The organism is Capnocytophaga gingivalis (genome assembly GCF_002302415.1).
GTDB lineage: Bacteria > Bacteroidota > Bacteroidia > Flavobacteriales > Flavobacteriaceae > Capnocytophaga > Capnocytophaga gingivalis.
Genome location: NZ_CP022386.1, coordinates 2,663,924 through 2,685,686, shown reverse-complemented (window position 1 = coordinate 2,685,686; position 21,763 = coordinate 2,663,924). Strand labels below are relative to the sequence as shown.

At 38.6% G+C, this 21,763-nt stretch carries 22 protein-coding genes; 7 read left to right on the top strand and 15 right to left on the bottom strand.

The features are described 5' to 3' along the window. Positions 1 to 20: 20 nt before the first annotated feature. The gene (locus tag CGC50_RS12880) at positions 21 to 290 is read left to right on the top strand and encodes a hypothetical protein (protein ID WP_157909480.1); all 270 of its coding nucleotides are present in this window, start codon (positions 21 to 23) and stop codon (positions 288 to 290) included. On the opposite strand, the gene CGC50_RS12875 is transcribed toward CGC50_RS12880, so the two are convergent. The 8 genes from CGC50_RS12875 to CGC50_RS12840 form a co-directional block, all read right to left on the bottom strand. Then, positions 287 to 469, bottom strand: coding sequence for a hypothetical protein (locus CGC50_RS12875; protein ID WP_095911128.1), 183 nt, complete (start codon positions 467 to 469; stop codon positions 287 to 289). The genes CGC50_RS12880 and CGC50_RS12875 overlap by 4 nt on opposite strands. Positions 470 to 474: 5 nt before the next feature. Next, a complete protein-coding gene (locus tag CGC50_RS12870) occupies positions 475 to 1,404 on the bottom strand; it encodes a DNA-methyltransferase (RefSeq protein ID WP_095911127.1) in 930 nt (309 codons plus the stop codon). Between the two features lie 4 nt (positions 1,405 to 1,408). Then, on the bottom strand, positions 1,409 to 2,266 hold the full coding sequence (locus CGC50_RS12865) for a hypothetical protein (RefSeq protein WP_095911126.1): 858 nt from the start codon (positions 2,264 to 2,266) through the stop codon (positions 1,409 to 1,411). Positions 2,267 to 2,423: 157 nt separating this feature from the next. Then, positions 2,424 to 4,043, bottom strand: coding sequence for an ABC-F family ATP-binding cassette domain-containing protein (locus CGC50_RS12860; RefSeq protein ID WP_095911125.1), 1,620 nt, complete (start codon positions 4,041 to 4,043; stop codon positions 2,424 to 2,426). A 27-nt stretch (positions 4,044 to 4,070) separates the two neighbouring features. Beyond that, a complete protein-coding gene (locus tag CGC50_RS12855) occupies positions 4,071 to 4,562 on the bottom strand; it encodes a YfbM family protein (protein ID WP_095911124.1) in 492 nt (163 codons plus the stop codon). 81 nt (positions 4,563 to 4,643) lie between these two features. Beyond that, entirely contained in the window at positions 4,644 to 5,042 is a 399-nt protein-coding gene (locus CGC50_RS12850) for a hypothetical protein (RefSeq protein ID WP_095911123.1), read from the bottom strand. Positions 5,043 to 5,096: 54 nt separating this feature from the next. Continuing rightward, the gene (locus CGC50_RS12845) at positions 5,097 to 5,948 is read right to left on the bottom strand and encodes a hypothetical protein (RefSeq protein WP_095911122.1); all 852 of its coding nucleotides are present in this window, start codon (positions 5,946 to 5,948) and stop codon (positions 5,097 to 5,099) included. 24 nt (positions 5,949 to 5,972) lie between these two features. Beyond that, positions 5,973 to 6,668 carry a class I SAM-dependent methyltransferase gene (locus CGC50_RS12840; protein WP_095911121.1) on the bottom strand — a complete coding sequence of 232 codons (696 nt, stop codon included), beginning with the start codon at positions 6,666 to 6,668 and terminating at the stop codon, positions 5,973 to 5,975. A gap of 223 nt (positions 6,669 to 6,891) precedes the next feature. Between CGC50_RS12840 and lipB the strand changes: the two genes are divergently transcribed. Then, complete coding sequence (gene lipB, locus CGC50_RS12835) at positions 6,892 to 7,587, top strand: lipoyl(octanoyl) transferase LipB (RefSeq protein WP_095911120.1); 696 nt, start codon at positions 6,892 to 6,894, stop codon at positions 7,585 to 7,587. Positions 7,588 to 7,590: 3 nt separating this feature from the next. Here the strand turns inward: lipB and CGC50_RS12830 are convergent, their stop codons facing one another. Beyond that, entirely contained in the window at positions 7,591 to 9,270 is a 1,680-nt protein-coding gene (locus CGC50_RS12830; protein WP_095911119.1) for a L,D-transpeptidase family protein, read from the bottom strand. Positions 9,271 to 9,379: 109 nt separating this feature from the next. Here CGC50_RS12830 and CGC50_RS12825 point away from each other — a divergent pair, with 109 nt between their 5' ends. Both CGC50_RS12825 and CGC50_RS12820 read left to right on the top strand, forming a co-directional pair. Then, positions 9,380 to 12,340 carry a VIT domain-containing protein gene (locus CGC50_RS12825; protein WP_095911118.1) on the top strand — a complete coding sequence of 987 codons (2,961 nt, stop codon included), beginning with the start codon at positions 9,380 to 9,382 and terminating at the stop codon, positions 12,338 to 12,340. 11 nt (positions 12,341 to 12,351) lie between these two features. Further along, positions 12,352 to 13,119 (top strand): hypothetical protein, encoded by a 768-nt coding sequence (locus CGC50_RS12820; RefSeq protein ID WP_095911117.1) that lies wholly within the window; start codon positions 12,352 to 12,354, stop codon positions 13,117 to 13,119. 77 nt (positions 13,120 to 13,196) lie between these two features. Here the strand turns inward: CGC50_RS12820 and CGC50_RS12815 are convergent, their stop codons facing one another. Continuing rightward, entirely contained in the window at positions 13,197 to 14,753 is a 1,557-nt protein-coding gene (locus tag CGC50_RS12815) for a flotillin family protein (protein ID WP_095911116.1), read from the bottom strand. Between the two features lie 61 nt (positions 14,754 to 14,814). Further along, a complete protein-coding gene (locus CGC50_RS12810; protein WP_095911115.1) occupies positions 14,815 to 15,384 on the bottom strand; it encodes an NfeD family protein in 570 nt (189 codons plus the stop codon). A 197-nt stretch (positions 15,385 to 15,581) separates the two neighbouring features. Here CGC50_RS12810 and CGC50_RS12805 point away from each other — a divergent pair, with 197 nt between their 5' ends. From CGC50_RS12805 to CGC50_RS12795, 3 genes are read left to right on the top strand one after another with little or no spacing between them, the layout of a single operon-like run. Then, the gene (locus CGC50_RS12805) at positions 15,582 to 16,061 is read left to right on the top strand and encodes a cytidine deaminase (RefSeq protein ID WP_002667750.1); all 480 of its coding nucleotides are present in this window, start codon (positions 15,582 to 15,584) and stop codon (positions 16,059 to 16,061) included. Positions 16,062 to 16,083: 22 nt separating this feature from the next. Beyond that, the gene (gene bshC, locus CGC50_RS12800; RefSeq protein WP_095911379.1) at positions 16,084 to 17,724 is read left to right on the top strand and encodes a bacillithiol biosynthesis cysteine-adding enzyme BshC; all 1,641 of its coding nucleotides are present in this window, start codon (positions 16,084 to 16,086) and stop codon (positions 17,722 to 17,724) included. A gap of 23 nt (positions 17,725 to 17,747) precedes the next feature. Next, positions 17,748 to 18,443 carry a metal-dependent hydrolase gene (locus tag CGC50_RS12795; protein WP_095911114.1) on the top strand — a complete coding sequence of 232 codons (696 nt, stop codon included), beginning with the start codon at positions 17,748 to 17,750 and terminating at the stop codon, positions 18,441 to 18,443. 118 nt (positions 18,444 to 18,561) lie between these two features. On the opposite strand, the gene nadD is transcribed toward CGC50_RS12795, so the two are convergent. The 4 genes from nadD to rpsB all read right to left on the bottom strand — a co-directional run bounded on the left by nadD (position 18,562) and on the right by rpsB (position 21,667). Further along, positions 18,562 to 19,146 carry a nicotinate (nicotinamide) nucleotide adenylyltransferase gene (gene nadD / locus CGC50_RS12790; RefSeq protein WP_095911113.1) on the bottom strand — a complete coding sequence of 195 codons (585 nt, stop codon included), beginning with the start codon at positions 19,144 to 19,146 and terminating at the stop codon, positions 18,562 to 18,564. A 28-nt stretch (positions 19,147 to 19,174) separates the two neighbouring features. Then, positions 19,175 to 19,744, bottom strand: a complete 570-nt coding sequence (gene gmk, locus CGC50_RS12785; RefSeq protein WP_095911112.1) for a guanylate kinase — start codon at positions 19,742 to 19,744, stop codon at positions 19,175 to 19,177. Between the two features lie 159 nt (positions 19,745 to 19,903). Then, positions 19,904 to 20,869: a translation elongation factor Ts gene (gene tsf / locus CGC50_RS12780; RefSeq protein ID WP_095911111.1), complete on the bottom strand. Its 966-nt coding sequence runs from the start codon at positions 20,867 to 20,869 to the stop codon at positions 19,904 to 19,906. A 72-nt stretch (positions 20,870 to 20,941) separates the two neighbouring features. Beyond that, the gene (gene rpsB, locus CGC50_RS12775; protein WP_002667894.1) at positions 20,942 to 21,667 is read right to left on the bottom strand and encodes a 30S ribosomal protein S2; all 726 of its coding nucleotides are present in this window, start codon (positions 21,665 to 21,667) and stop codon (positions 20,942 to 20,944) included. Positions 21,668 to 21,763 lie beyond the last annotated feature (96 nt).

Genomic DNA, 21,763 nt, shown 5'->3' with positions numbered 1-21,763 from the left:
CTTTTTTAAATTATTTTGATGTGTTATTACCTAATTTGGTACTGCCTATGCTTTATTTTGCATTGCCCATACTTAATATTCGGTCGCCTGAGCTTAATATTGTAGTGCCTACACTTTATTTTGTATTGCCTGAACACAATATTAAGTTGCCTGTGATTGATATTGAGTTATTACCAAATAAAAATATTACTCAAATAAACAATCCACTATTTTTGGCAGATCGTTATACAAGTTCCATTATAGGGTTGGTGGGGTATATTGAGTTTATTCTGAAAACTTATGCACATTAATCAATGATTTTCTCTTCTGTTAACTTTTCTTCAGAATCAGCACTTTCAATGGGAATAATAAGCTCTCCATTTTCAAATGAATCATCTTCAAATTGAGTAACTATCCAACGAAATTGTCTTTTTCCGTTTATATCTATTTCTATTGCTTTTAGAAAAGCTCCTGTAGTGAATATTTCCATCTTAATTATTTATGGGTTCCTTCTTCAAGAATTTGAATATTGGTATTAAATAGCTTGGGTTGGTTATAAGGAGCTATGCGATTATTAGCAAGTGTTATATATTCTTGTGAAATATCAAAACCTATGTATTTTCTATCAGCTTTTAGAGCTGAAATTGCCGTTGTTCCACTTCCTATAAAAGGATCTAATATAATATCCCCTACAAATGAATAAAGTTGAATTAGTCGAAAAGGTAACTCTTCAGGGAAAGGTGCAGGGTGTCCTATTTTTTTAGCACTTACCGCATTCATTGTCCAAATAGATTTTGTCCATTCCATAAATTGTTCTTTAGAAATAGTATTTTCCTTTTTACCTTTTTCACGTTTGTAATCTCCTTTTGAGAATACTAAAATATATTCGTGAATATCTCTTAAAGTAGGGTTTGCTGCACTCTGCCAACTTCCCCAAGCGGTCGATGGGCTAGCACTTGCAGCTTTATTCCAAATAATTTCACCTCGCATATTAAAGCCTATTTCTATCATCATTTTTGAAATATAATCAGATAAAGGAATATAGGGCTTTCTTCCTAAATTAGCCACATTAATACAAGCTCTACCTCCATTAACTAATACGCGATAAGTTTCGGTAAATACATTTTTAAGCAAACTTAAATATTCGCTTAATGAGAGGTCATCATCATATTCTTTTGATACATTATAAGGAGGGGAAGTTATCATTAAATGTACTGAATTATTAGGAATACTACTCATATTCTCTGAACTACCTAAAATAATAGTATTTTCCAAATAGTCAGGAAAAATATTCTCATTTTTATCAAGTACTTTTTTTTCCTCTAACTCTTTATATAATTTAGAATCATAAAACTTTGTGCTGTCGTGATTTATTCTTCCACTTGTTCCAAAAGTACTTGTTTGAGTTCCGTTCTGTTTTTTCATATTTTTATTTTTGGATAAGTGATAAGAATTTTTCGGCTTTAAGTATATCAGAATTTTCTTTGTTAGCTATAGTGATTATTTCTCCTAGTTTAGCCTTTGATAACATTGAAGAGAAATAATTCATATCATTTTTTGTAAGTCCTTTACAGAAGCTAGAAAGTTCTTCATAAGAGAAAAATGTTTGAAATCCTTTTTCAGGTGAATTTTTCAAAAAATCACCTTTTATATTTGGATTTAATGAAATAAATCCTTGAACTACTCCAGATTTTTTTAAAAAATCTACTTTTTTAATGTAACTTTGTGTAATTGGAGAGTTACCTATAATCAAAATAGGTATTTTTGTAGAAGCTATTCCCGAAACTCTAATATTTATAGATTTCCCAATAGCTTTTAACATACTGTCAGAACGTAGTAGAGAAGGATTTCCCTGATGTGTGTGATAATCTCCTATACAAATTATATCATCAATATTTTTATATTGATAATTAGAGACTACACTCATTTTTATTTCACAAATGAGTTTTATATTTTCTGCTTTTTGCTGTACTTCATTTGTTGTACAGAAAGCTAAATCTGCACTAGTTTGTCTTGATAGCCCTAATTCCTCACAAACTACACTATTTACTGCATATAAGTTTAAACTTTCTGCTATAGGAGCAAAAAAATCTCTAGCCCATTTCTCAGTAAAATTCCCTATTAAAGCATTTCTGCTTTGTAAGGCTTTCCCTTCTGCACTTTCTCCTTTAGGAGCATAAGCATATTTACCTGATTTTAAACTATAAAAGAGTTGTTCAGGAGAAGCAAAACTTTTCAAAGCTTCTTTGAAAAACTGTATTTCTAGTTCATTTTTCCAAAAATCCATTTTTGTCTTTATTTTAATTTGTTTGTTAAAATTACCCTTGTATCTGAATTTATAATTCAGTTATAGTTAAAACACTCTGGCAAAGCTCTTCTAATCTCCTTTTATACAACGAACTTTGCCAAAGTGCTGTGATTAACCATTCATCATTAACCGTTAATCATTGTTTGTACATCTTTTCTCTCAATTCCTGAATATTTTTGTCGTCCATATACTCATCAAAGGTCATATAGCGGTCGATAATGCCACTAGGGGTAAGCTCGATGATACGATTGGCGACGGTTTGTGAAAATTCGTGGTCGTGGGTGGTGAAAAGCACAGTGCCTTTGAAGTTTTTCAGGGAGTTGTTGAAGGCGGTGATGCTTTCCAAATCCAAATGGTTGGTAGGTTCGTTGAGCATTAGCACATTGGCACGCAACATCATCATACGGCTGAGCATACAGCGCACTTTCTCGCCTCCTGAGAGCACTTTGCAGTTTTTGAGGGCTTCCTCGCCACTGAAAAGCATCTTGCCCAAGAACCCGCGCACATATACTTCCTCTCGTTCTTCCTCTGTTTTTGCCCATTGGCGCAACCAATCCACCAAGGAAAGGTCTTGAGTGAAGAAATTGGAGTTATCCACGGGCAGGTAAGACTGCGAGGTAGTGATGCCCCAAGCAAAGGTGCCCGCATCGGGCTTGAGGTTGCCGTTGAGAATCTCATAAAAGGCAGTAGTGGCACGCGAATCCTTAGAAATTACGGCTACTTTGTCGTCTTTGGCAAGGTTGATGTCTACATTTTGGAACAATACCTGTCCGTCGATAGACGCGGCGAGGTTTTCCACGTGTAGGATTTGATCGCCAGCCTCGCGGTCACGCTCGAAAATGATGGCAGGGTAACGACGAGAGGACGGTTTGATTTCCTCGATATTGAGTTTCTCCAACATCTTCTTACGAGAGGTTGCCTGCTTTGATTTTGCCACGTTGGCACTAAAGCGCGCGATAAATTCTTGCAACTCTTTGGCTTTCTCTTCCGCTTTTTTGTTCTGTTGCGCACGCTGACGGGCTGCCAACTGGCTACTTTCGTACCAAAAAGTATAGTTACCCGAATAATGATTGATTTTCCCAAAATCTATATCGGAGATATGAGTACAAACAGCATCGAGGAAGTGGCGGTCGTGGGAAACGACAATCACTGTATTGTCATAGTTTGCCAAAAAGTTCTCCAACCAACCGATAGTCTCAAAGTCAAGGTCGTTGGTAGGCTCGTCCATTATGAGTACATCGGGGTTGCCAAAGAGCGCTTGCGCTAGAAGCACACGTACTTTGAGCTTACCGTCCATTTCGGACATTAGGGTATAGTGCATATCCTCAGAGATACCCAAATTGGAGAGCAGGGCTGCCGCATCACTCTCGGCATTCCAGCCGTTCATCTCATCGAACTGTATTTGTAGCTCACCGATGCGTTCGGCGTGTTCATCGGAATAGTCTGCATAGAGTTCGTCCATCTCTTTTTTGACTTTGGAGAGGACTTTGTTGCCCATAATCACAGTGTCTAAAACGGTGTATTCGTCATAAGCGTAGTGGTCTTGTTCGAGTACCGACATACGCTTGCCCGGTTCGAGGATCACGCGCCCCGAAGTAGGTTCTTGTTTGCCTGAAAGAATTTTTAGGAAAGTAGATTTGCCTGCTCCATTGGCACCGATAATGCCGTAGCAGTTGCCTTGTGTAAAGGTTACGTTTACCTCATCGAAGAGGACGCGTTTTCCGAATTGTACGGATAAATTGGATACTGATAACATTGTTAATGATTAATGTTTAATGATTAATTAAAGATCTACGGTAAATATCACGTTGAGTTGCTTCTCTAAAGCATTTTTATAGAACTCTAAAAGTCCTTCGCTCCAGCCTAACAGATAGTTGAGGTTGTCTTCATCTTTGGGAAGAGTATATTCTTCTTCTGGGATTGTATCAAAGTTATTTTTAATAGTTTCTTGTAGGTTATTGGTTTCCAGATAAGCCACAATATCTTTGATAACTTCGGGCTTTTTGAGCGAAATAACATAGTCATTGTGGTCTAAAATCAGTTCCCCACCGAAAACAACATTGTAAGGTACTTTGTTTTCTTCATTCCACGTGCCTTCCCCAAGACAAAACTGGACTCCTTCCCACGCTTTGTCAAGTTCAAAGGCTTCAGAAGTATTAAACAGTTCTTCTTCTATTTCTTCAAGCATATAGTCGTACATCTGGTCTATATCTTGTGCTTTTAATTGTTCTAACGCTTCATCAGTAATAGCGTAAAGCATTCCTAATCGTGCCATATCGTTTATTCTAAAGTTTAAAAAATGCAAAAGTACACAATATTTGTAAGATATGGAAATAGTTGTGATTCTAAAAGAAAATTATTCTCTTAGTTCTCTCTCCATTTTTCTTACAAAGCGGTGGAGTTCTTTACTCTTATAAAAATCAAAACAATCCAAACAAATAAGATTTGCCTTAGGATCTCCCATTTCATTCTTTAATGATCCGCTAGGAAACTCAAACTGTGTGTTTTGGATCACGAAATCCTTTGTCTTTTCTAACCCCTCTAACCCATAATGAAAAAATACAACCCCATCTATATGGTCCTTCGGAAATCGAAAGGTACTATCTATTCGATTGTAATTATGCTCCATACATAAGTAGAACGCATATTTTTTGAGTAGTTTTATACGATCTCTTTTTGTCAAATCTGGCAAAGTAGGCTTACAAGAAGACAACAAAACAACTATAATAAACGATATTACTTTGATAATTTTCATAAGCTGTAATTTATTTTTTGGCTGTGATTATCAGTGCCAAGTATTCAATTACTTTTAATAGTAAGTGATTTCTCTTTTGATAACAAGATAGAGTCCGTAGTCATTATAGAATTCCTTACGTATCCAATTTCCTTTTTTATCAATTTGATATTTCATAGTAGCTGTTTCTCGTCGTCCATGGCTGTCTATATTTTCCATTTTCATAGGAAAAATCCCCTTATCATACGTTCTTACAGAAGCAAAAGTGTATTCATTAGGAGAAAAGACAGTAACTTCTTCTTCAATCATTCTATTTTTATTATCTAATTTCTTCTTAACTATGAAAATAGGGTTGTTATTCTCATCAAAAACGCTTTCTGAAAGGCAAATTCCCCTTTCATTATAAGTATAAAGCGTTCTTTGAGCCATACTACCCAAATGATTGTAAATAGTATCAGTTACGTACTCATTGTATTTATTCAAATGACGGACTTGCTTGCTCTTTAAACTTTTCAAAATATTATCGTGGAAGTATCGAGTTTCTATTTTGTGATCTTTGTCAAACTCAACCTCAATAAAAATAGTTTTAAAAGTTTCTTTGTTAATTTGCTCTTCACTTTGCACCCATTTATTATCTTTATAGGACACATTATTTACAAAAATAGTATCGTTATTATCATTAAAGATGATGTTTTTGGTATAATATCCTTCTCTGTTAAAAAAAATAAGAGCATTTCGGTCATAAGTACTCAGCATTATTCTATTATTAGTCTTTTGATTAGTAGGATTTTCCTTTATAACTTCAGGAATAATACGAATACATTTCACTTTTCCTTTCAATTCTAAGAGTTTTATCTTATAATATTCCTGCCCATAAGTAGTTGAAGCCATAAAAAGACTCACAAAGATGATAAAAATGTGTTTCATTGTGTAAAAATTTAGTAATATACTTTATTTTTCTGCTACGATAATCAATGCCATAGAAGCATTGGGATCAAAAGAATCTTTTTTGAAATTACCATATAGATTGATGGCTTGAAATCCTATTTGAGTAAGCCATTGGGTAAGTTCGTCAGCGAAAATAGGCTGTAACAGTTCCTCATTTTCTATGGTATCGTCCAAAATAGTCTTGAAACGAATTTTCCCTTCCTCATTGAGATAGTAAAATCGCTCAAACTTCACCTTATCGTTAACTATTAAGGGAAGATTACCGAGGTAATCGTCTTGTTGCTGGGCAAAATATTTTTCAAAATTGACCAATTGCAGGACAAGTTTACCCCCTTGGGAGAGTTGTCCATAGGCTTTTTGCAAAAAGAGCTGCACAGAAGTTTTACTATCGAGGTGCGGTAGCGTATTACCAATACAAACGATATTGTCGAAGATAGCCAGTTGGTCAATATCAAGCATATTAAGTGGTTGTACTACAATGCCTTTCTTGGCAGCTTCGGTAATGAGTCGCTCGCTAAGGTCAATACCGGTAACCTCGTAACCTTGTGATAATAAGTAAGCAGTAAGATTGCCGGTGGCAGCACCTACATCAAGAACGGTTTTGCCACATAGTTCACTAGCAAAGAAGGTTTGGTGAGTTGGTGATAGCGGAAAGATATAATCGTATTTTTCCGCAATTTCATTGTAGAATTTTGACATAATGAATAATGTTTAATGATTAATGTTCAATGATTAATGTTCAATGATTAAGGAGTATTAGGAAGCACTACTCTCAGGTAAAACTCTTTAAACTCAGATAATCTGCTCATGATTGTTTTTTAAAGCAACAAAGATACAATTTTCCTCTCAAAGTTCCACTCTTTTCTATAGGAAAAAATTCTTTTTTTTCGTAACTTTGCATTCTCTTATCTTGACAGATCTTATGAACAAAAAAATTACCCTAATTGATTGGGGATTAAAGGACTATAAGGAAGCTTGGGAAGAACAAGAGAAGCTCTTCCAGTCCACTATCGACCTGAAAGTGGCCAACAAAAACCTCCCCTCGCCTATGGAGACTCCTAACTATTTGATTTTTGTAGAACACCCTCATGTACTGACTCTTGGCAAAAGTGGAGTCATGGAGCACTTGCTCATGAGTGAGGAGTTCCTTAAGGAAAAACATATTTCTTTCTATAAGGTGAACCGCGGAGGGGATATCACTTACCATGGCTTAGGGCAAGTGGTAGGGTATCCTATCTTGGACTTGGACAATTTTTCGCCAGACATTCACCAATACTTACGCTCCTTAGAGGAGGTGATTATCCTCACTCTTGCTGACTATGGTATCAAGGGGGAACGTAGCAAGGGAGAAACAGGTGTCTGGATAGAAGTAGGTACCCCGCGTGCTCGCAAGATATGCGCCATGGGGGTAAGAGCTTCTCGCTGGGTGACCATGCATGGCTTTGCCCTGAATGTCAATACCGACCTAAGCTACTTCAACTATATTGTCCCTTGTGGTATTGCCGATAAGGCTGTAGCTTCGCTTGAGGGCGAGCTGGGACATCAGGTGTCACTACAGGAAGTGCGAGAGCGTATCACCCAGCATTTCTTAGAGATATTTTCGGCTACATTGGCCTAAGTACTACATACTCTTATAGCGGTTGAGTATCTTAAGTTGCTCTTTGTCAAACTGATAAGGGTCGTTTCGAATAATAAGTTTACCTTCTTCGTCTATCCAAGCGGTAAGGTAGGAGACATCAATAACAAAGTGTTGCTTAGGGCGTATCCTACGCTGGTCACGCCCTGTGGTCATGGCTTCTTTCACCTTCTCAGCATCCCATTCTTCAGAGCCTCTGAGCAGTTTCGTAGCCAATCTTTCTGGGTATTCCACACGGATACATCCATGGCTATAGGTACGTTGAGTATTGCCAAAAAGGCGCTTGGAGGGAGTGTCATGTAGGTATATACTCATATCATTGTAGAGGACAAACTTGACCAAGCCCAACGAATTGTTCTCAGAGGGAGCTTCTACAAAGTAAAATGCCCGCTTGCTGATGCGTTCGTCACGCCAATTGACCGTCGCAGGGTCTATTTCCTTATCATTCTCATAGAGCTTATAACCACGCTTGGCATATTTGAGGGAGTCTCTACTACTTATGATATTAGGTATCATCTCCTTACGTACAATGCTTTGAGGCACAGACCAAGTAGGACGGAACTCCACATACCTTAAGCTATCAGAAAAAATAGGAGTGGGAGTCTCTGGATTGCCTACCACTACACGGGTTTGGAAGACCAAAGAATCCTTATGGAAGAGGCGCAAGCGATATTCGGGTATGTTCACCAGGATATAATCCTCTCCTAAGTCCTTATTATGCCAGCGCAAACGCTCCATATTCAAGAGCAGTAAGTCTCTTTTTTCCTTGGCTGTCATTAACAAATAACCCATTGTTTGGGCACCTGGCACCCCATCTGCAGGAATTCCAATACTTCTCTGAAAATCTTTTACCGCTTCCACCAATAGTGAATCCACCTGCTGAGGATTCTCTTGTATAGGCGATTCATATCCCTTATGTTTCAGACAAGCACGTAGGGCTAAGATGGTACTATCGGCATAGCCTATAGTATAGCTCTTGAGATCTGTGATAGCAAAAGGGGTTAGTACTTCGGCGGTATCCTTTTCTAACTCTCTATAGCGCTGAGCCATCGCCTTATAGAAAGGTTGTTGGGGCTGTAGGGCTTCTATGATCTGAGAGAGGTTGTCATTGTCCTTGAGCTTGAGGAGCAGCTCCACATTGTCCAATAGCGGACGGGTACGCTTCCATACACGCTTCTCATCCCCTACCTTAGGAACTCTTCCTCGGGTAAGGTGACGGGTAAATAGCAGAAAAGAAGCAGTAATCTCCCTATCGGTCTCCTCCAAGTCTGTCAAGGATAGTGTCCCCTTATATAGGGAATCTACTTTTTGAGAGAGCTCCTTTTGGCGGTAGTTCTCTGGAAAAAATCCATAATCCGAAAGTGCTGTAAGTACCTGTATATAAGAGGTAAAAAGAGGTGAAGGCTTATTCTGATAGAGCCAACGGGTTTGGTAATTATACTTTTTGTAAAAATCAACTACCTCTCGCTCTATGGCGGGCTTGTACAAGGGATCCTTGATGGTTACCTTCTTGAGGGTAGCCACTGCGGTATCTTGCAGGGATACAGACTGATAGGATTCGTTAATCTCCCTATCAGCAAATTCGTCTACTACAGCTTTGCTGTTTTTTTCCTTACATCCTATAAGAAGTAATGAAAAGAAAAGAAAACACAAATGCTTTAACATGTTATTATTTTTTTGGGCGCAAAGATAATGATTTTTTTAAGACTATAATCAAAATTTTGGCATGTTTTTTGTGTAAATATTTCTATCCTAATTTTTTAAAAGAAAATTTATGAAAAAACTCCTATCTTTTCTCATTTTATTCGGGGGATTATCTGTAGCGATGGCGCAAAAAACAATAATCCCAGAAGTAAAAGTAGTCAGCGAGGACAATGTTCATCCTATGCAGCTACAAGACCTCTCGGTGGATATTCTCGTAGTAGGGCAAACGGCCGTAACTACGATGGAAATGACTTTCTACAATCCTAACAATCGTGTGATGGAAGGCGAGTTTGAGTTTCCCCTCGCTGAAGGGCAGCAAGTCTCTCGCTTTGCCTTGGATATTGACGGCAAGCTCCGTGAGGGTGTAGTCGTAGACAAATCCTTGGGACGCAAGGCGTTCGAGGATATCGTCCGCCGTGGGGTAGACCCTGGTCTTTTAGAGAAAACGGAAGGAAACAACTTCCGTGCTCGTGTATATCCTATGCCACGCAAGGGCTCTCGCCGTATCTTGATTGCTTTTGAGCAAGAACTCTCCCAAAAGAACGGACAGGATTTCTACTTCCTTCCTATTGCCAATGCGGCGAAACTCAAGAAGTTAAAGATTCGTACCGAGGTGGTCTCTCGCTTTGTCAAGGCCGATATCCAAAACTCCCTACAACTGGACTTTACCCAAAGCCGCAACAGCTATCTCAGTGAGGTGGAGAAAACTAACTTTACTTTGAACAAAAATATAGCACTGCTCTTTCCTAAGATAGACAAACCACAACTACTTACCGCTTCCCAAGGGGATAAAAGTTACCTCTATGGAAATATTGCTTTGGAAAAACAAGAACTAAGGGCTAAAGAAGCTCCGAAAACCTTAGGAATCCTTTGGGATGTTTCTTCTTCAAGCGAAAAAAGGGACTTTGCCAAAGAATATATGCTCTTGGACAGCTATTTCAAAGAAGTAAAAAACATAAAAGTAGTTCTCACTACCTTCCACATCTACGCTTCTAAACCTATTTCTTTTGAAATCAAAGAAGGTAACTGGCAAGCTCTCAAGGATCATTTGGATAAACTTACCTATGATGGGGCTACCGATGGCAATGCCATGACATTTCCTGCTGGAGCAGACGAATACTTTCTCTTCTCCAATGGTATTTTTAATTTTGGCAAGGAGGCATTCCAAATCAACAACCTCGTTAAAAGACTTCATGCTCCTGTGTGTGTCATCACCTCTGAGCTGGTGGCCAATATGGACAAACTACAGTACTTAGCAGGGGCTACAGGAGGTAGTTTTATCAACCTCTCCTCTCAAGAACTACTCGATGCAGTCAAGGCATTACGCTATCAGTCCTTCCAACTCTTAGGATATAAGGTAAAAAGTGGGAATGTAACTGACTTATATCCTCAAAAAGGAGCGTTGGTAGGGGAAAACTTTACTTTCTCTGGAGAACTAAACTCGGATGAGGCTACTTTGGTGGTGTCTTTAGGGTATTCAGGAAAGGTTGTCGTAGAAAAAGAGGTTACTTTTTCTAAAAATAACTCTGCCTCTGCTGGAGAATTTGCTCTTTTACGCCGTATATGGGCAGAAAAGAAGATTACCCAACTCCAAAGAGAGGGAGCACAGACCAAGGAAATTGATGCGGTAGGGCGCCAATATGGTATCGTAACCGAAGGAAATTCTCTGATCGTATTGGAAACAGTAGCAGATTATGTACGTTATCAGATCACTCCTCCCGAGGAGCTCCAAAGAGAATATTACCAACGTTTAAATAAAGAAAAACAGGATAAGGAAAAGGCAAAGAAAGAACATCTTGACCATATTGTAAAACTATCTGAAGAACAAAGCAAATGGTGGAATACTTCTTTCCCTATTACAGGCACCAAACCTAAAAAAGAAACTACTGTTACAGCAGAACTTCAGGGGAGGGTGGCTGGTATATCTGTGCAAAGAGACGCTGTAGGTATTAGAGCTGTAGCTTCTGCAAATAGTGAACAACTATCTGAAGTGTCGGCAAGTGCCTATAGTCGCTCCTCCAGAAAAGAAAGACGCCAGAGCAGAAACGCGGATAAAGCAATGGTACGCTCCGATAGCCATGAGCAGGAAAGTATGTATGAAGACTATAGAGATGAACTTTCTGCCAACACCTCCAAAATAACTCTCAATAATTATAATCCTGATACCCCCTACCTAAAGGTGATGGAGTATGCTGATCCTGCCAAAGCGATAGAGACTTACTATAAGCTCAAGAAGGAATATGGGCAAACACCTTCTTTCTATGTGGATGTGGCGGATTACTTCTTCAAAAAAGGGGATACCGAGCAGGCTGTTTTAGTGGTATCCAACTTGGCCGAACTGGGCTTGGAGGATGCCCAACTACTCCGTGTATTGGGCTACAAACTCTCTTCCTACAAGGCTCATAAGGAAGCTATAGAAGTATTCCGCAAGGTGCTCTCTATCCGTGAGGAAGAACCTCAGTCTTATCGTGATTTAGGACAAGCACTCGCCCAAGGGGGAGAATATCAACAGGCGGTAGAGACCCTATACAAGGTAGTAGAACGCCCTTGGGATGATCGCTTTAGGGATATACAACTAATCGTAATGAACGAAATCAACGATCTTGTAAATACACAAAAGGGTATCCGCACTTCCTTTATCGACAAGCGCTTGCTCAAGAAGGAACCAGTAGATATTCGCGTGGTACTCACTTGGGATACGGACAACTCCGATATGGACTTGTGGGTTACCGACCCCGAAGATGAAAAATGCTACTATGGACATAGACAAACTTACTTAGGAGGGATCATAAGCCAGGACGTAACAGGAGGCTATGGACCTGAAGAGTTTATGCTCAAAAAAGCTCCTAAGGGCACCTATAAAATAGCGGTAAATTACTATGGAAATCGATCCCAAAAGCAGCTTTTCCCAGTAAGCCTTCGTATTACTTTCTTTACGCACTATGGTACTCCTCAAGAGAAAAAACAGGAAACTACTGTACGCCTCTCCAACCAAAGAGAAGTCATAGAAGTAGGAAGTTTTGAGTTTTAAAAATAAATTGTATGAGACAATTTTTAATCCTTTTAATAGCCTTATGGGGACTTAGTTCCTGTACAACTAATGCTACTTTTACTTTCCATAAGAACCAAACAACCTCTCTCTTAGCAGAAGTAGATATGGAAGGTATCCTCAAGTTTACAGGAGATAGTATAATGAAGTCTTTTACTAATAAAGAACTTTCGAAGAACTGGAAAAGTCTTTACCAAATAAGTAAAGAAAAAGGGGAACCTATAACCAATAAAGATACTATAGAATTGGCCAAAAGAATGTTCCTCAAAGGACTTTACAAAGGTGAGGTACCTTATGGATTTGCCCTCAAAGCCGATCACATAAGTCAAAAGCAATGGAGTGGAATGGAAAAAATTTCCAAGAGTGAAAATACTAAGTATGGAGATTTATTTGCTTCTGTTTTCAAGTGGGATGGAAAAACTCTTATATTCGATCCTCAAGAACTTACTAAGATCGGTAGAAAAGAAAAATTAAACTCTCCTGAAGAAGAAAGTAGTGAGACCTCAAAAGAAGAGATTAAAGCCACTTCTGATGAAACATCCGAAGCAGCTACCTCTTCTGAGACTGGACAAAAAATAGAGAGCCCTTTTCAGATGAAAATCAATCTCTTTTGCAAGTTCGATCGAAAGATAAAATCTATTCAAGGAACTCATCCTTACCTCCAACAAATAGATGAACATACATTACAATTTAGTTTTAATGCATTAGACACACATCCAAAAGAAAGAGGAGATTCCAAGATTATTATCATTACTAAGTAAAAACAAAGTGCGTAAAATGAAAAAGGTATAGCTAAGTTTGATTTTAGCTATACCTTTTATCTTTTGTATTACCTCTTTTACTTATCGTCTGTGGGTAGCTCTTCGGAGGGTATCTCTTGAGGAGTTTCGTTTGCCTTGGCTAAATAGTTTGGCAAATTAAGTCCTGCCATATTGAAGAGATCGTTGAGCGGTGGTACAGTCTTCATCATACCAGAGACAAAGTTGGCAGTAGAAGTATTACCATTTTCCCCCTGACCTGAATCCCAAACAGTAATCTTATCAATCTTGATATTCTTAACTGCTTCCACTTGGGTTTTTACCAGTTCAGGAAGCTTTTCTATGAGCAACAATTGGAAGGCTTTGGTAGGATCACCTCCTGCAGCACTTACCACATCCTTATATCCTTGTGCCTGCTTGGTGAGGATTTCAAAGAGACCTTTCGCTTCGGCTTCCATTTTCGCATAGATGGCATCGGCTTCCCCTTTGGCATTCTCACGTAAGCGGTCTGCTTCCGCTTGAGCTTCTATAATGACGCGTTGCTTAGCGATTTCAGCAGGGACAATGATATTGGCTTGTTGGGTAGCACGCTCTCTTTCTGCACGAGCCGATTCGGCTTTCTCTTCAGCAGAATAGGCTTCTTCCAAGGCCTTAGCCTGCTGTACTTTCTCTGCTGAGATAGCGATACGCAAGGATTCTGCTTCTTTTTCCCTACGAAGGGCATCAGAATTGGCAATCTCTATCTTAGCCTCGTTCTCCCCTTTGATGGCGGAAGCATTAGCTTCAGAGATTTTGATACGGCTATCACGATCCGCTTCTGCCTTCCCTATGGATTCATCTTTCTTAGCTTCAGCGATACCCACCGTTTCATCCTTTTTGGCCTGAGCGATACTAATTTCCTTATTTTTTTGAGTAATAGCGATTTTTACATCCCTATCTCTTTGTGTTTCTGCTATTTGTGTATCACGCTCTCTATCAGCAAGAGCTTTACCAGTCTCCCCTATCTTTTCTTGTTCAGCTACACTAATCTTAGCTTCATTGATAGCCTTAGCTGCGGCTTCCTTACCAAGGGCTTCTATATAACCTGACTCATCTTTAATATCGGTTACATTGACATTGATGAGTTTCAGACCTATTTTTTTGAGCTCACTATCCACATTTTTAGAAATGTTGTCAAGGAACTTATCTCGGTCGGAGTTGATCTCCTCAATAGTCATAGTAGCAATCACCAAACGAAGTTGCCCGAAGAGAATATCCTTGGCCAATTCTTGAATTTGTTCAGGAGAAAGCCCTAACAAGCGCTCTGCAGCAGCATTCATATTCTCTGGCTCGGTGGAGATAGCTATGGTAAAGCGACAGGGCACATCCACACGGATATTCTGACGGCTCAGTGCATTGTATAGATTGGCCTCGATAGAGAGTGGGCGCAAGTCCAAATAGGCAAAATCCTGAATTACAGGCCATACAAAAGCCCCTCCTCCATGTATACAGCGTGCAGAAGAGCCTCCCGTACGCCCATAAATAACTAATATCTTGTCCGAAGGACAACGCTTGTAACGCGCAGTAAGCGACACAATCGTTACAAATAATACGACTGCAAATATCGCAATCAAACTAATTGGTGATGAAAAATCCATTTTATTTAATTGTTAATTATTAACTACTTAACCCTATCCTCTATTCATTCTTCTTTCTTGACTACCCTGCGATCTTCTGTACAAAAACAATAGCGTCCTTTATCTTGACTATTTGTACCATAGCACTGGAGGGAATGCGTTCCCCTTCGGTCATGGCATCAAGCTCACGAATAGAGCCGCGAATACTTAGAGTAATCTTCCCTGTTCCTGACAGATATTCTGGGATAGGTACATATACCTGTGCCACCTTGCCAAGGGTTTCTTCTATCTTAAAAGAATTGTCTTCAGCAAGCCTCATAAGAGCCTGTACCGTGAGAAAGAAAATATAGACAAAGAGGCATCCCACCAATACGGCAAAGATAGTAAGCGTTATTTTGTTATCTATGACCTCATAGAAAGAAATACCTGTCCAGCTGAAACCTAATAGAAAGTTAATGAGATTTCTTAGTGAAAAGAGCTGAAAAGGTGCATCTGCTCCAGAGAAATCTCCGTCAAAATCGGCCGTCAAACCATCTGAGGCATTAGCCCCAACGAAAGTCATAATTGTCTGAATGATAAAAATAATAGATACAGGAATGGCTATAAACCAAAATCCTTGTAAGTAGGTATCCATCATTGAAAATATTTCCATAAATTTATTTTTTAATCGGCAACAAATGTACAAAAAAAATTATACTTTACAAAATTTTCTCACTTTTTATTGAACTATAAAAAAGAAAATTCTTTTTTGTTGGATTTTATTTATTTTTTCACTACCTTTGCTCTTATTCTCCCCTTAGAACATGTAAGGAGAAAAAATAATTGTAAATTATTCTATTTCAATATTTTATGAGTGAGAAAGATTATCAATTTAGCTATAAAACATATTTATTAAGCGAGGCTAACGAAAAGGATAAAGCCCTTATAGAGAGTGCTTTTCAGTGTAGAACCAATGCCTATGTTCCCTACTCCCACTTTGGGGTAGGCGCCGCTATATTACTTGACAATGGACAAATTGTTTTGGGGAATAACCAAGAAAATGCAGCCTACCCTTCTGGCTTATGTGCCGAACGTACAGCTTTGTTCTATGCCAAGGCCAATTACCCTGAGGCGAAAATCATCAAAATAGCCATCAGTGGTGATCATATGGAGCACCCCAAGGGGGAGATTACCACTCCTTGTGGCAACTGCCGTCAGGCATTATTAGAATACGAATGCACACAGGGAAGCCCTATCACTGTACTCTGTGTAAGCTCCAAAGGAAAGGTTCTGGAGATTCCTTCTGTGAAGAATCTTTTGCCTTTCTGTTTTGACTTTTTCTATGACTAAACCCTTGACTAATAAGAATATTATGACACAATATATACCCTTTGAGGATACAGGATATTTCTCTAAGTTCATCACGGACTACCTCGCTCAAAAGGAACCTCTCAAATGTTTGTATCACCGCTTCCCTTTGACAACAAATTTCTTAGAACAGATAAAGGAAAAACAAGCACATTTCCCAAAGGAGCACAGAACTCTTCTTTTTCAAGTACTCAAGGAGCAATATCAAAATCTATCCATATCTGAGAAGACCCATAGCCATATAGAGGCACTACAACAGGAGCATACCTTTACCATAACTACCGGACACCAACTAAGTCTCTTCACAGGACCTTTGTATTTTATTTACAAAATCGTCTCGACCATTGTTAGCTGTCAGCAACTCAAACAACTATATCCTAACTACACCTTTGTTCCCATCTACTGGATGGCTACTGAGGATCATGATTTTGAGGAAATTAACCATTTTACTTTTCAAGGGCAAAAGCTCTCTTGGCATTCTAAAGAAGGTGGTGCAGTAGGTACTTTCTCTACAGAAGGATTGGATAAAGTGGCCAGCGTTCTCAATATTTTATTAGGTAAAAGTCATCAAGGAGAATCTCTCAAGCGACTTTTTGAAAAGGCTTATATAGAACATGCTACTCTCGCGGAAGCTACTCGCTACTTGGTCAATGAACTATTTGCTCCCTACGGATTGGTCATCATTGATGGCGATAATCCTAAGCTCAAGGGATGCTTAGCTCCTTATCTCAAGCGAGAACTCTTCGAGCAGCTCTCCCAAAAAGAGGTGGAAAAAACACTTTCTTATATCAAACAAACAGACAAGAGTTACCCTGAGCAGGTACACCCTCGTGAGATTAATATTTTCTATCTAAGCAAGGGGATTCGAGAACGTATTGTCAAGGAGAATGGGGTCTATAAAGTACTCAATACCCATATAGAATTCACCCCTGAAGCACTCGAAGAGGAACTAACTCAGTTCCCTGAACGCTTCTCTCCTAATGTGATTCTACGCCCACTGTATCAGGAGATTATACTACCTAACTTAGCTTATATAGGTGGAGGGGGAGAGATTGCCTATTGGTTGGAGCTCAAAACTATGTTTGCCGCCTATGGAGTGCCTTTTCCTATGCTTATGCTACGCAATTCGGTACTCCTTGTAAGTGACAAACAGCGAAAAAATATAGAGAAATTAGGGCTTTCTTATCATGATATTTTTCTCAAAAACAATATATTAGAGAATAAAATCACCCAAAAGCTCTCAGAATATCCCATTGACTTCTCCTCTCAAAAACAGACGTTAGAAAAACAATTTGCCGACCTATTGGAAATAGCTCTACATACAGATAAGTCTTTCTTAGGTGCCGTAAAGGCTCAGCAGAAGAAGCAACTCAAGGGATTGGAACAGTTAGAAAAGCGCCTGCTAAAGGCTCAGAAGAAGAAGTACAAAGAGCAGTTGGAGCGAATTCTCTCGCTACGTATCAGTTTGTTTCCGAAGGAATCCCTACAGGAACGGGTGGACAACTTTAGCGAATATATGATCCAGACCCAAGGTCAGCTTATAGAAATGCTTATCAAGCACCTCAACCCGTTTGATTTTCGCTTTGTTATCCTATGCTATGATACTTCCTATCGAGAGGGAGAATGTATAGAATATTTTATATAAAAAACACTCAAAAATAGAACATTATGAAAGTAACTTACTTGGGACACGCTTGTGTCAATATTCAAATAGAGGAGGCTCACTTCCTCGTGGATCCTTTCATCAGTGCCAACCCGCTTGCTGGACACATTGATATCAATAGTATTGAGGCTACCTACATCCTTCTGACACATGCACATGCAGATCATATTTTGGATGCTGAGGCCATTGCTAAGCGAACCGGTGCCCCTCTTATCACCAACCCTGAAATTCTTCACCACTACCGCAAGTTAGGGCTTGATGGGCACGATATGAATATAGGAGGCTCTCACCGTTTCTTGGACGGGAAGGTAAAGATAAAAATGGTCAAAGCCGTTCACTCTTCTTCTTTCCCTGATGGAAGCTATGGAGGAAATCCCGCAGGATTTCTTATCAACTACAAGGATCAAACAATCTATATCTCAGGAGATACAGCCCTTACCATGGATATGAAAATCATTCCTCATCAGTATAAAGTGGATTTAGCAATTCTTCCTATTGGTAATAATTATACTATGGGCGTACGCGATGCACTTACTGCTGCCAAATTTGTAGAAACAAATAATGTATTAGGGGTACATTACGATACTTTTGATGTTATAAAGATTGATAAAGAGGCTTCAAAAAGAAAATTCAGTGATGCACATAAGAGATTGCATTTGTTAGAAATCGGAAATTCTTTAGAAGTAGATGATTTGATATAATTATACAGTAAAAAATATTATAAAATCTACAAAATAGCTATATACTACTATAAAAATAAAGGAATGAATTACAATTCATTCCTTTATTTTTATTTTTCACATAAGTAAAAAGGTATTTTTATTTATAAAAACCCCATTTATCTATATAATTCCATACTTCTGTAGGTAAGAGAGGTTTTACATTTTTATCTAAAGCAATATCTTCTCGTATAGCCGTTGCCGATATTTCTATAATAGGTGTCTTCACATATATGATATGTTCATTTCCCTTCAATAATTCAGAAACTTCTCCTTCGCTAATACGTGGATATACATAAATAAAATAACTTTTTAGAATAGTTTCATAATTCTTCCACTTAGTAAAGGATTTCAGATTATCCTCTCCCATAATCAATGCAAAAGTATACTGAGGATACTTCTCTTCCATATAGATGAGTGTATCAATGGTATAATTAGGTTGTGGCAGATAAAATTCTATATCACAAGGACGCAATTTTTCGTACTCTTTTAAGCAAAGAGAAACCATTTCTAACCGATTGGCATTATCCAAGAGTGTTTTCTTTTCTTTAAAAGGATTCTGCGGAGTCACAACAAACCATATCTCATCCAGATCACTGTGTTCTACTAAGTGATTGGCCAAAATAAGGTGTCCTATATGTACAGGATTAAAGGAACCAAAGTAAAGTCCTATTTTTCGTTTCATAATGAGAAGAGTGATAGGTGAATTTATATTATTGATTGAGGAAATTGCGAACCATTTGGAGGGCTTCTGCTACACTCTGCGAGAGATCATCATTGATAATAACCTTATCGAAATGGATTGCTTGTTCCATCTCATATTGTGCTTTAGCAATACGCATTTCTATCTTCTCCACGGTCTCGGTATTGCGATGCTCTAACCTTCTTCGTAATTCCTGAAGGGTAGGAGGCTGTATAAAGATAGAAAGTGCTTGTGCTCCAAAATGTTTTTTAAGGTTGATCCCTCCGAAAACATCCAGATCAAAGATAATATTCTTTCCCTGGCTGGAGAGCCTATCTATCTCACTCTGATAAGTACCATAATAGTTTCCAGCATACACTTCCTGCCATTCCACAAAGGCATTCTCGGCTATTTTTCTCTTGAAATCCTCTACGGTAATAAAATAATATTCTACCCCATCCTTTTCCGTTCCTCGGGGAGCACGTGAAGTTGTAGAGATGGAAAACGCTAAGTTCAGGTCTGCCTCTTGCAGAAGATGCCGAATAATCGTAGATTTCCCACTCCCTGAAGGAGCTGAGAATATGATAATCTTAGAATTCATAATTATAAAGTTTTAGGGAGTAAAAGAATAAGCGCTAGAGATCAGCCTCTACTATCTATTACCTATTTTACACTTGCCTACTTACTTATTATCTAAAAACTAAAAAAGGGTTTCCTTAATCACTTAAGGAAACACCTTTTAACTAGTATTATAGGAAAATTATACGAGGGAAACTCTTTTAAATCCTGTAATTTCTACATTGTATGCTTTTACGTAGTCTGCTACCTTTTTGCTTTCATCCTTGATATAGTATTGGTCAAGCAATGCTTTTTCAAGGTCAAGAGTAGTATTGTCATCGATAAAGCGTTGTACTTTTCCTGGAAGGATTCTATCCCATATTTGTTCTGGTTTTCCTTCGGCCTTAAGTTCAGCCTTAGCAGCTTCTTCTGCTTCTTTAAGTACTTCAGGAGTAAGCTGAAGGGCAGAGATATATTTAGGCACATGCTTTTCTGTCTTTCCAAGACGGCGAAGCTCTTCGTTGTCTTTAATAATAGCTGCGATACGTGCTTCTGTTTCGCTAGCTACATAAGCAGGATCGAAATCCTTGCTTGAAAGTACAATAGCTCCCATAGAAGCTACCTGCATACATACATTGCGAGCCACTTCGTGAGCTTTGTCAATCGCAGCAGAAAGAGAAACTAAAGCAGCAATTTTGTTACCTGCATGGATATAGAAATCTACATAGTTTCCTTCCAATGTCTCAAACTGACCTATTTCTATTTTTTCTCCGATCACCCCTGTTTGTTCTGTAAGCTTGTCTGCTACAGTAATTCCTTGGAAAGGAGCAGCGAGGAAAGATTCTTTGTCATTATAGTTAAGAGCCAATTCAGCTAATTGGTTAGCCAAGGCTACGAAAGATTCATTCTTAGCTACGAAGTCTGTTTCACAGTTAAGAGAGATAATAGCACCTTTGGTATGGTTTGCATTAACTTTTGCAATAGCAGCACCTTCAGCAGACTCTCTATCTGCGCGTTTTTCAGCTACTTTTTGTCCTTTTTTGCGAAGTACTTCAATAGCTTTATTGAAATCTCCTTCTGCTTCTACTAAGGCATTCTTGCAGTCCATCATACCAGCACCAGTAGCTTGTCTGAGTTTGTTTACGTCTGCGGCAGTAATTTTTGACATTTTTCTATATTTTTTTAAAAAGTGATTATTTAAAATAGGCGTTTTAAATAATCACTTTATGAATTTAACAATTTAGTTTTCAGCAGGTTTTTCGTCTGCTTTTTCTACTTTTTTATCTTCAAGTCCTTCTTTGATAGCTTCCACTACATAGGAGAGGATTTTTTCGATAGAGCGAGAAGCATCGTCATTGGCAGGGATTACATAATCCACCTCACGAGGGTCGGAGTTAGTATCCACCATAGCAAAAATAGGAATGTTTAATTTTTGGGCTTCTTTGACAGCGATGTGTTCTCTTAAAGTATCTACTACGAAAAGAGCTGCTGGAAGGCGTGTCATATCCGCGATAGAGCCTAAGTTCTTTTCGAGCTTTTCTCTAAGACGAGTGATATGTAATTTTTCTTTTTTAGAGAGGGTATCATAAGTACCATCTTTTTTCATTTTGTCGATAGAGGACATCTTCTTAACTGCCTTACGGATGGTAACAAAGTTGGTAAGCATACCACCTGGCCATCTTTCGGTGATGTAGGGCATTCCTACGGAAGTAGCTTTTTCAGCTACGATATCCTTAGCTTGTTTTTTAGTAGCTACAAAGAGAATCTTTTTGCCAGAGGCAGCAATTTTCTTAAGAGCTTCATTAGCTTCCTCTATCTTAGCAGCTGTTTTGTAGAGGTTAATCACGTGGATACCATTTCTTTCCATATAGATATATGGTGCCATATTAGGGTTCCACTTTCTGGTAAGGTGCCCGAAGTGCACTCCAGCTTCTAATAGGTCTTTTACTTCTATTGAATTTGCCATTTTTTTTAATAGTTTACGTTCCGTATGATTTAGCAATAAATGGTGGTTGAATATCTTATGCCCATTGTATTTGGATGCTAAACTAACTTCCTTATG

Coding starts and splice junctions, on each gene's coding strand:
- CGC50_RS12875 (WP_095911128.1), bottom strand. CDS start 469: ATGGAAATATTCACTACAGGAGCTTTTCTAAAAGCAATAGAAATAGAT.
- CGC50_RS12870 (WP_095911127.1), bottom strand. CDS start 1,404: ATGAAAAAACAGAACGGAACTCAAACAAGTACTTTTGGAACAAGTGGA.
- CGC50_RS12865 (WP_095911126.1), bottom strand. CDS start 2,266: ATGGATTTTTGGAAAAATGAACTAGAAATACAGTTTTTCAAAGAAGCT.
- CGC50_RS12860 (WP_095911125.1), bottom strand. CDS start 4,043: ATGTTATCAGTATCCAATTTATCCGTACAATTCGGAAAACGCGTCCTC.
- CGC50_RS12855 (WP_095911124.1), bottom strand. CDS start 4,562: ATGGCACGATTAGGAATGCTTTACGCTATTACTGATGAAGCGTTAGAA.
- CGC50_RS12850 (WP_095911123.1), bottom strand. CDS start 5,042: ATGAAAATTATCAAAGTAATATCGTTTATTATAGTTGTTTTGTTGTCT.
- CGC50_RS12845 (WP_095911122.1), bottom strand. CDS start 5,948: ATGAAACACATTTTTATCATCTTTGTGAGTCTTTTTATGGCTTCAACT.
- CGC50_RS12840 (WP_095911121.1), bottom strand. CDS start 6,668: ATGTCAAAATTCTACAATGAAATTGCGGAAAAATACGATTATATCTTT.
- lipB (WP_095911120.1), top strand. CDS start 6,892: ATGAACAAAAAAATTACCCTAATTGATTGGGGATTAAAGGACTATAAG.
- CGC50_RS12830 (WP_095911119.1), bottom strand. CDS start 9,270: ATGTTAAAGCATTTGTGTTTTCTTTTCTTTTCATTACTTCTTATAGGA.
- CGC50_RS12825 (WP_095911118.1), top strand. CDS start 9,380: ATGAAAAAACTCCTATCTTTTCTCATTTTATTCGGGGGATTATCTGTA.
- CGC50_RS12820 (WP_095911117.1), top strand. CDS start 12,352: ATGAGACAATTTTTAATCCTTTTAATAGCCTTATGGGGACTTAGTTCC.
- CGC50_RS12815 (WP_095911116.1), bottom strand. CDS start 14,753: ATGGATTTTTCATCACCAATTAGTTTGATTGCGATATTTGCAGTCGTA.
- CGC50_RS12810 (WP_095911115.1), bottom strand. CDS start 15,384: ATGGAAATATTTTCAATGATGGATACCTACTTACAAGGATTTTGGTTT.
- CGC50_RS12805 (WP_002667750.1), top strand. CDS start 15,582: ATGAGTGAGAAAGATTATCAATTTAGCTATAAAACATATTTATTAAGC.
- bshC (WP_095911379.1), top strand. CDS start 16,084: ATGACACAATATATACCCTTTGAGGATACAGGATATTTCTCTAAGTTC.
- CGC50_RS12795 (WP_095911114.1), top strand. CDS start 17,748: ATGAAAGTAACTTACTTGGGACACGCTTGTGTCAATATTCAAATAGAG.
- nadD (WP_095911113.1), bottom strand. CDS start 19,146: ATGAAACGAAAAATAGGACTTTACTTTGGTTCCTTTAATCCTGTACAT.
- gmk (WP_095911112.1), bottom strand. CDS start 19,744: ATGAATTCTAAGATTATCATATTCTCAGCTCCTTCAGGGAGTGGGAAA.
- tsf (WP_095911111.1), bottom strand. CDS start 20,869: ATGTCAAAAATTACTGCCGCAGACGTAAACAAACTCAGACAAGCTACT.
- rpsB (WP_002667894.1), bottom strand. CDS start 21,667: ATGGCAAATTCAATAGAAGTAAAAGACCTATTAGAAGCTGGAGTGCAC.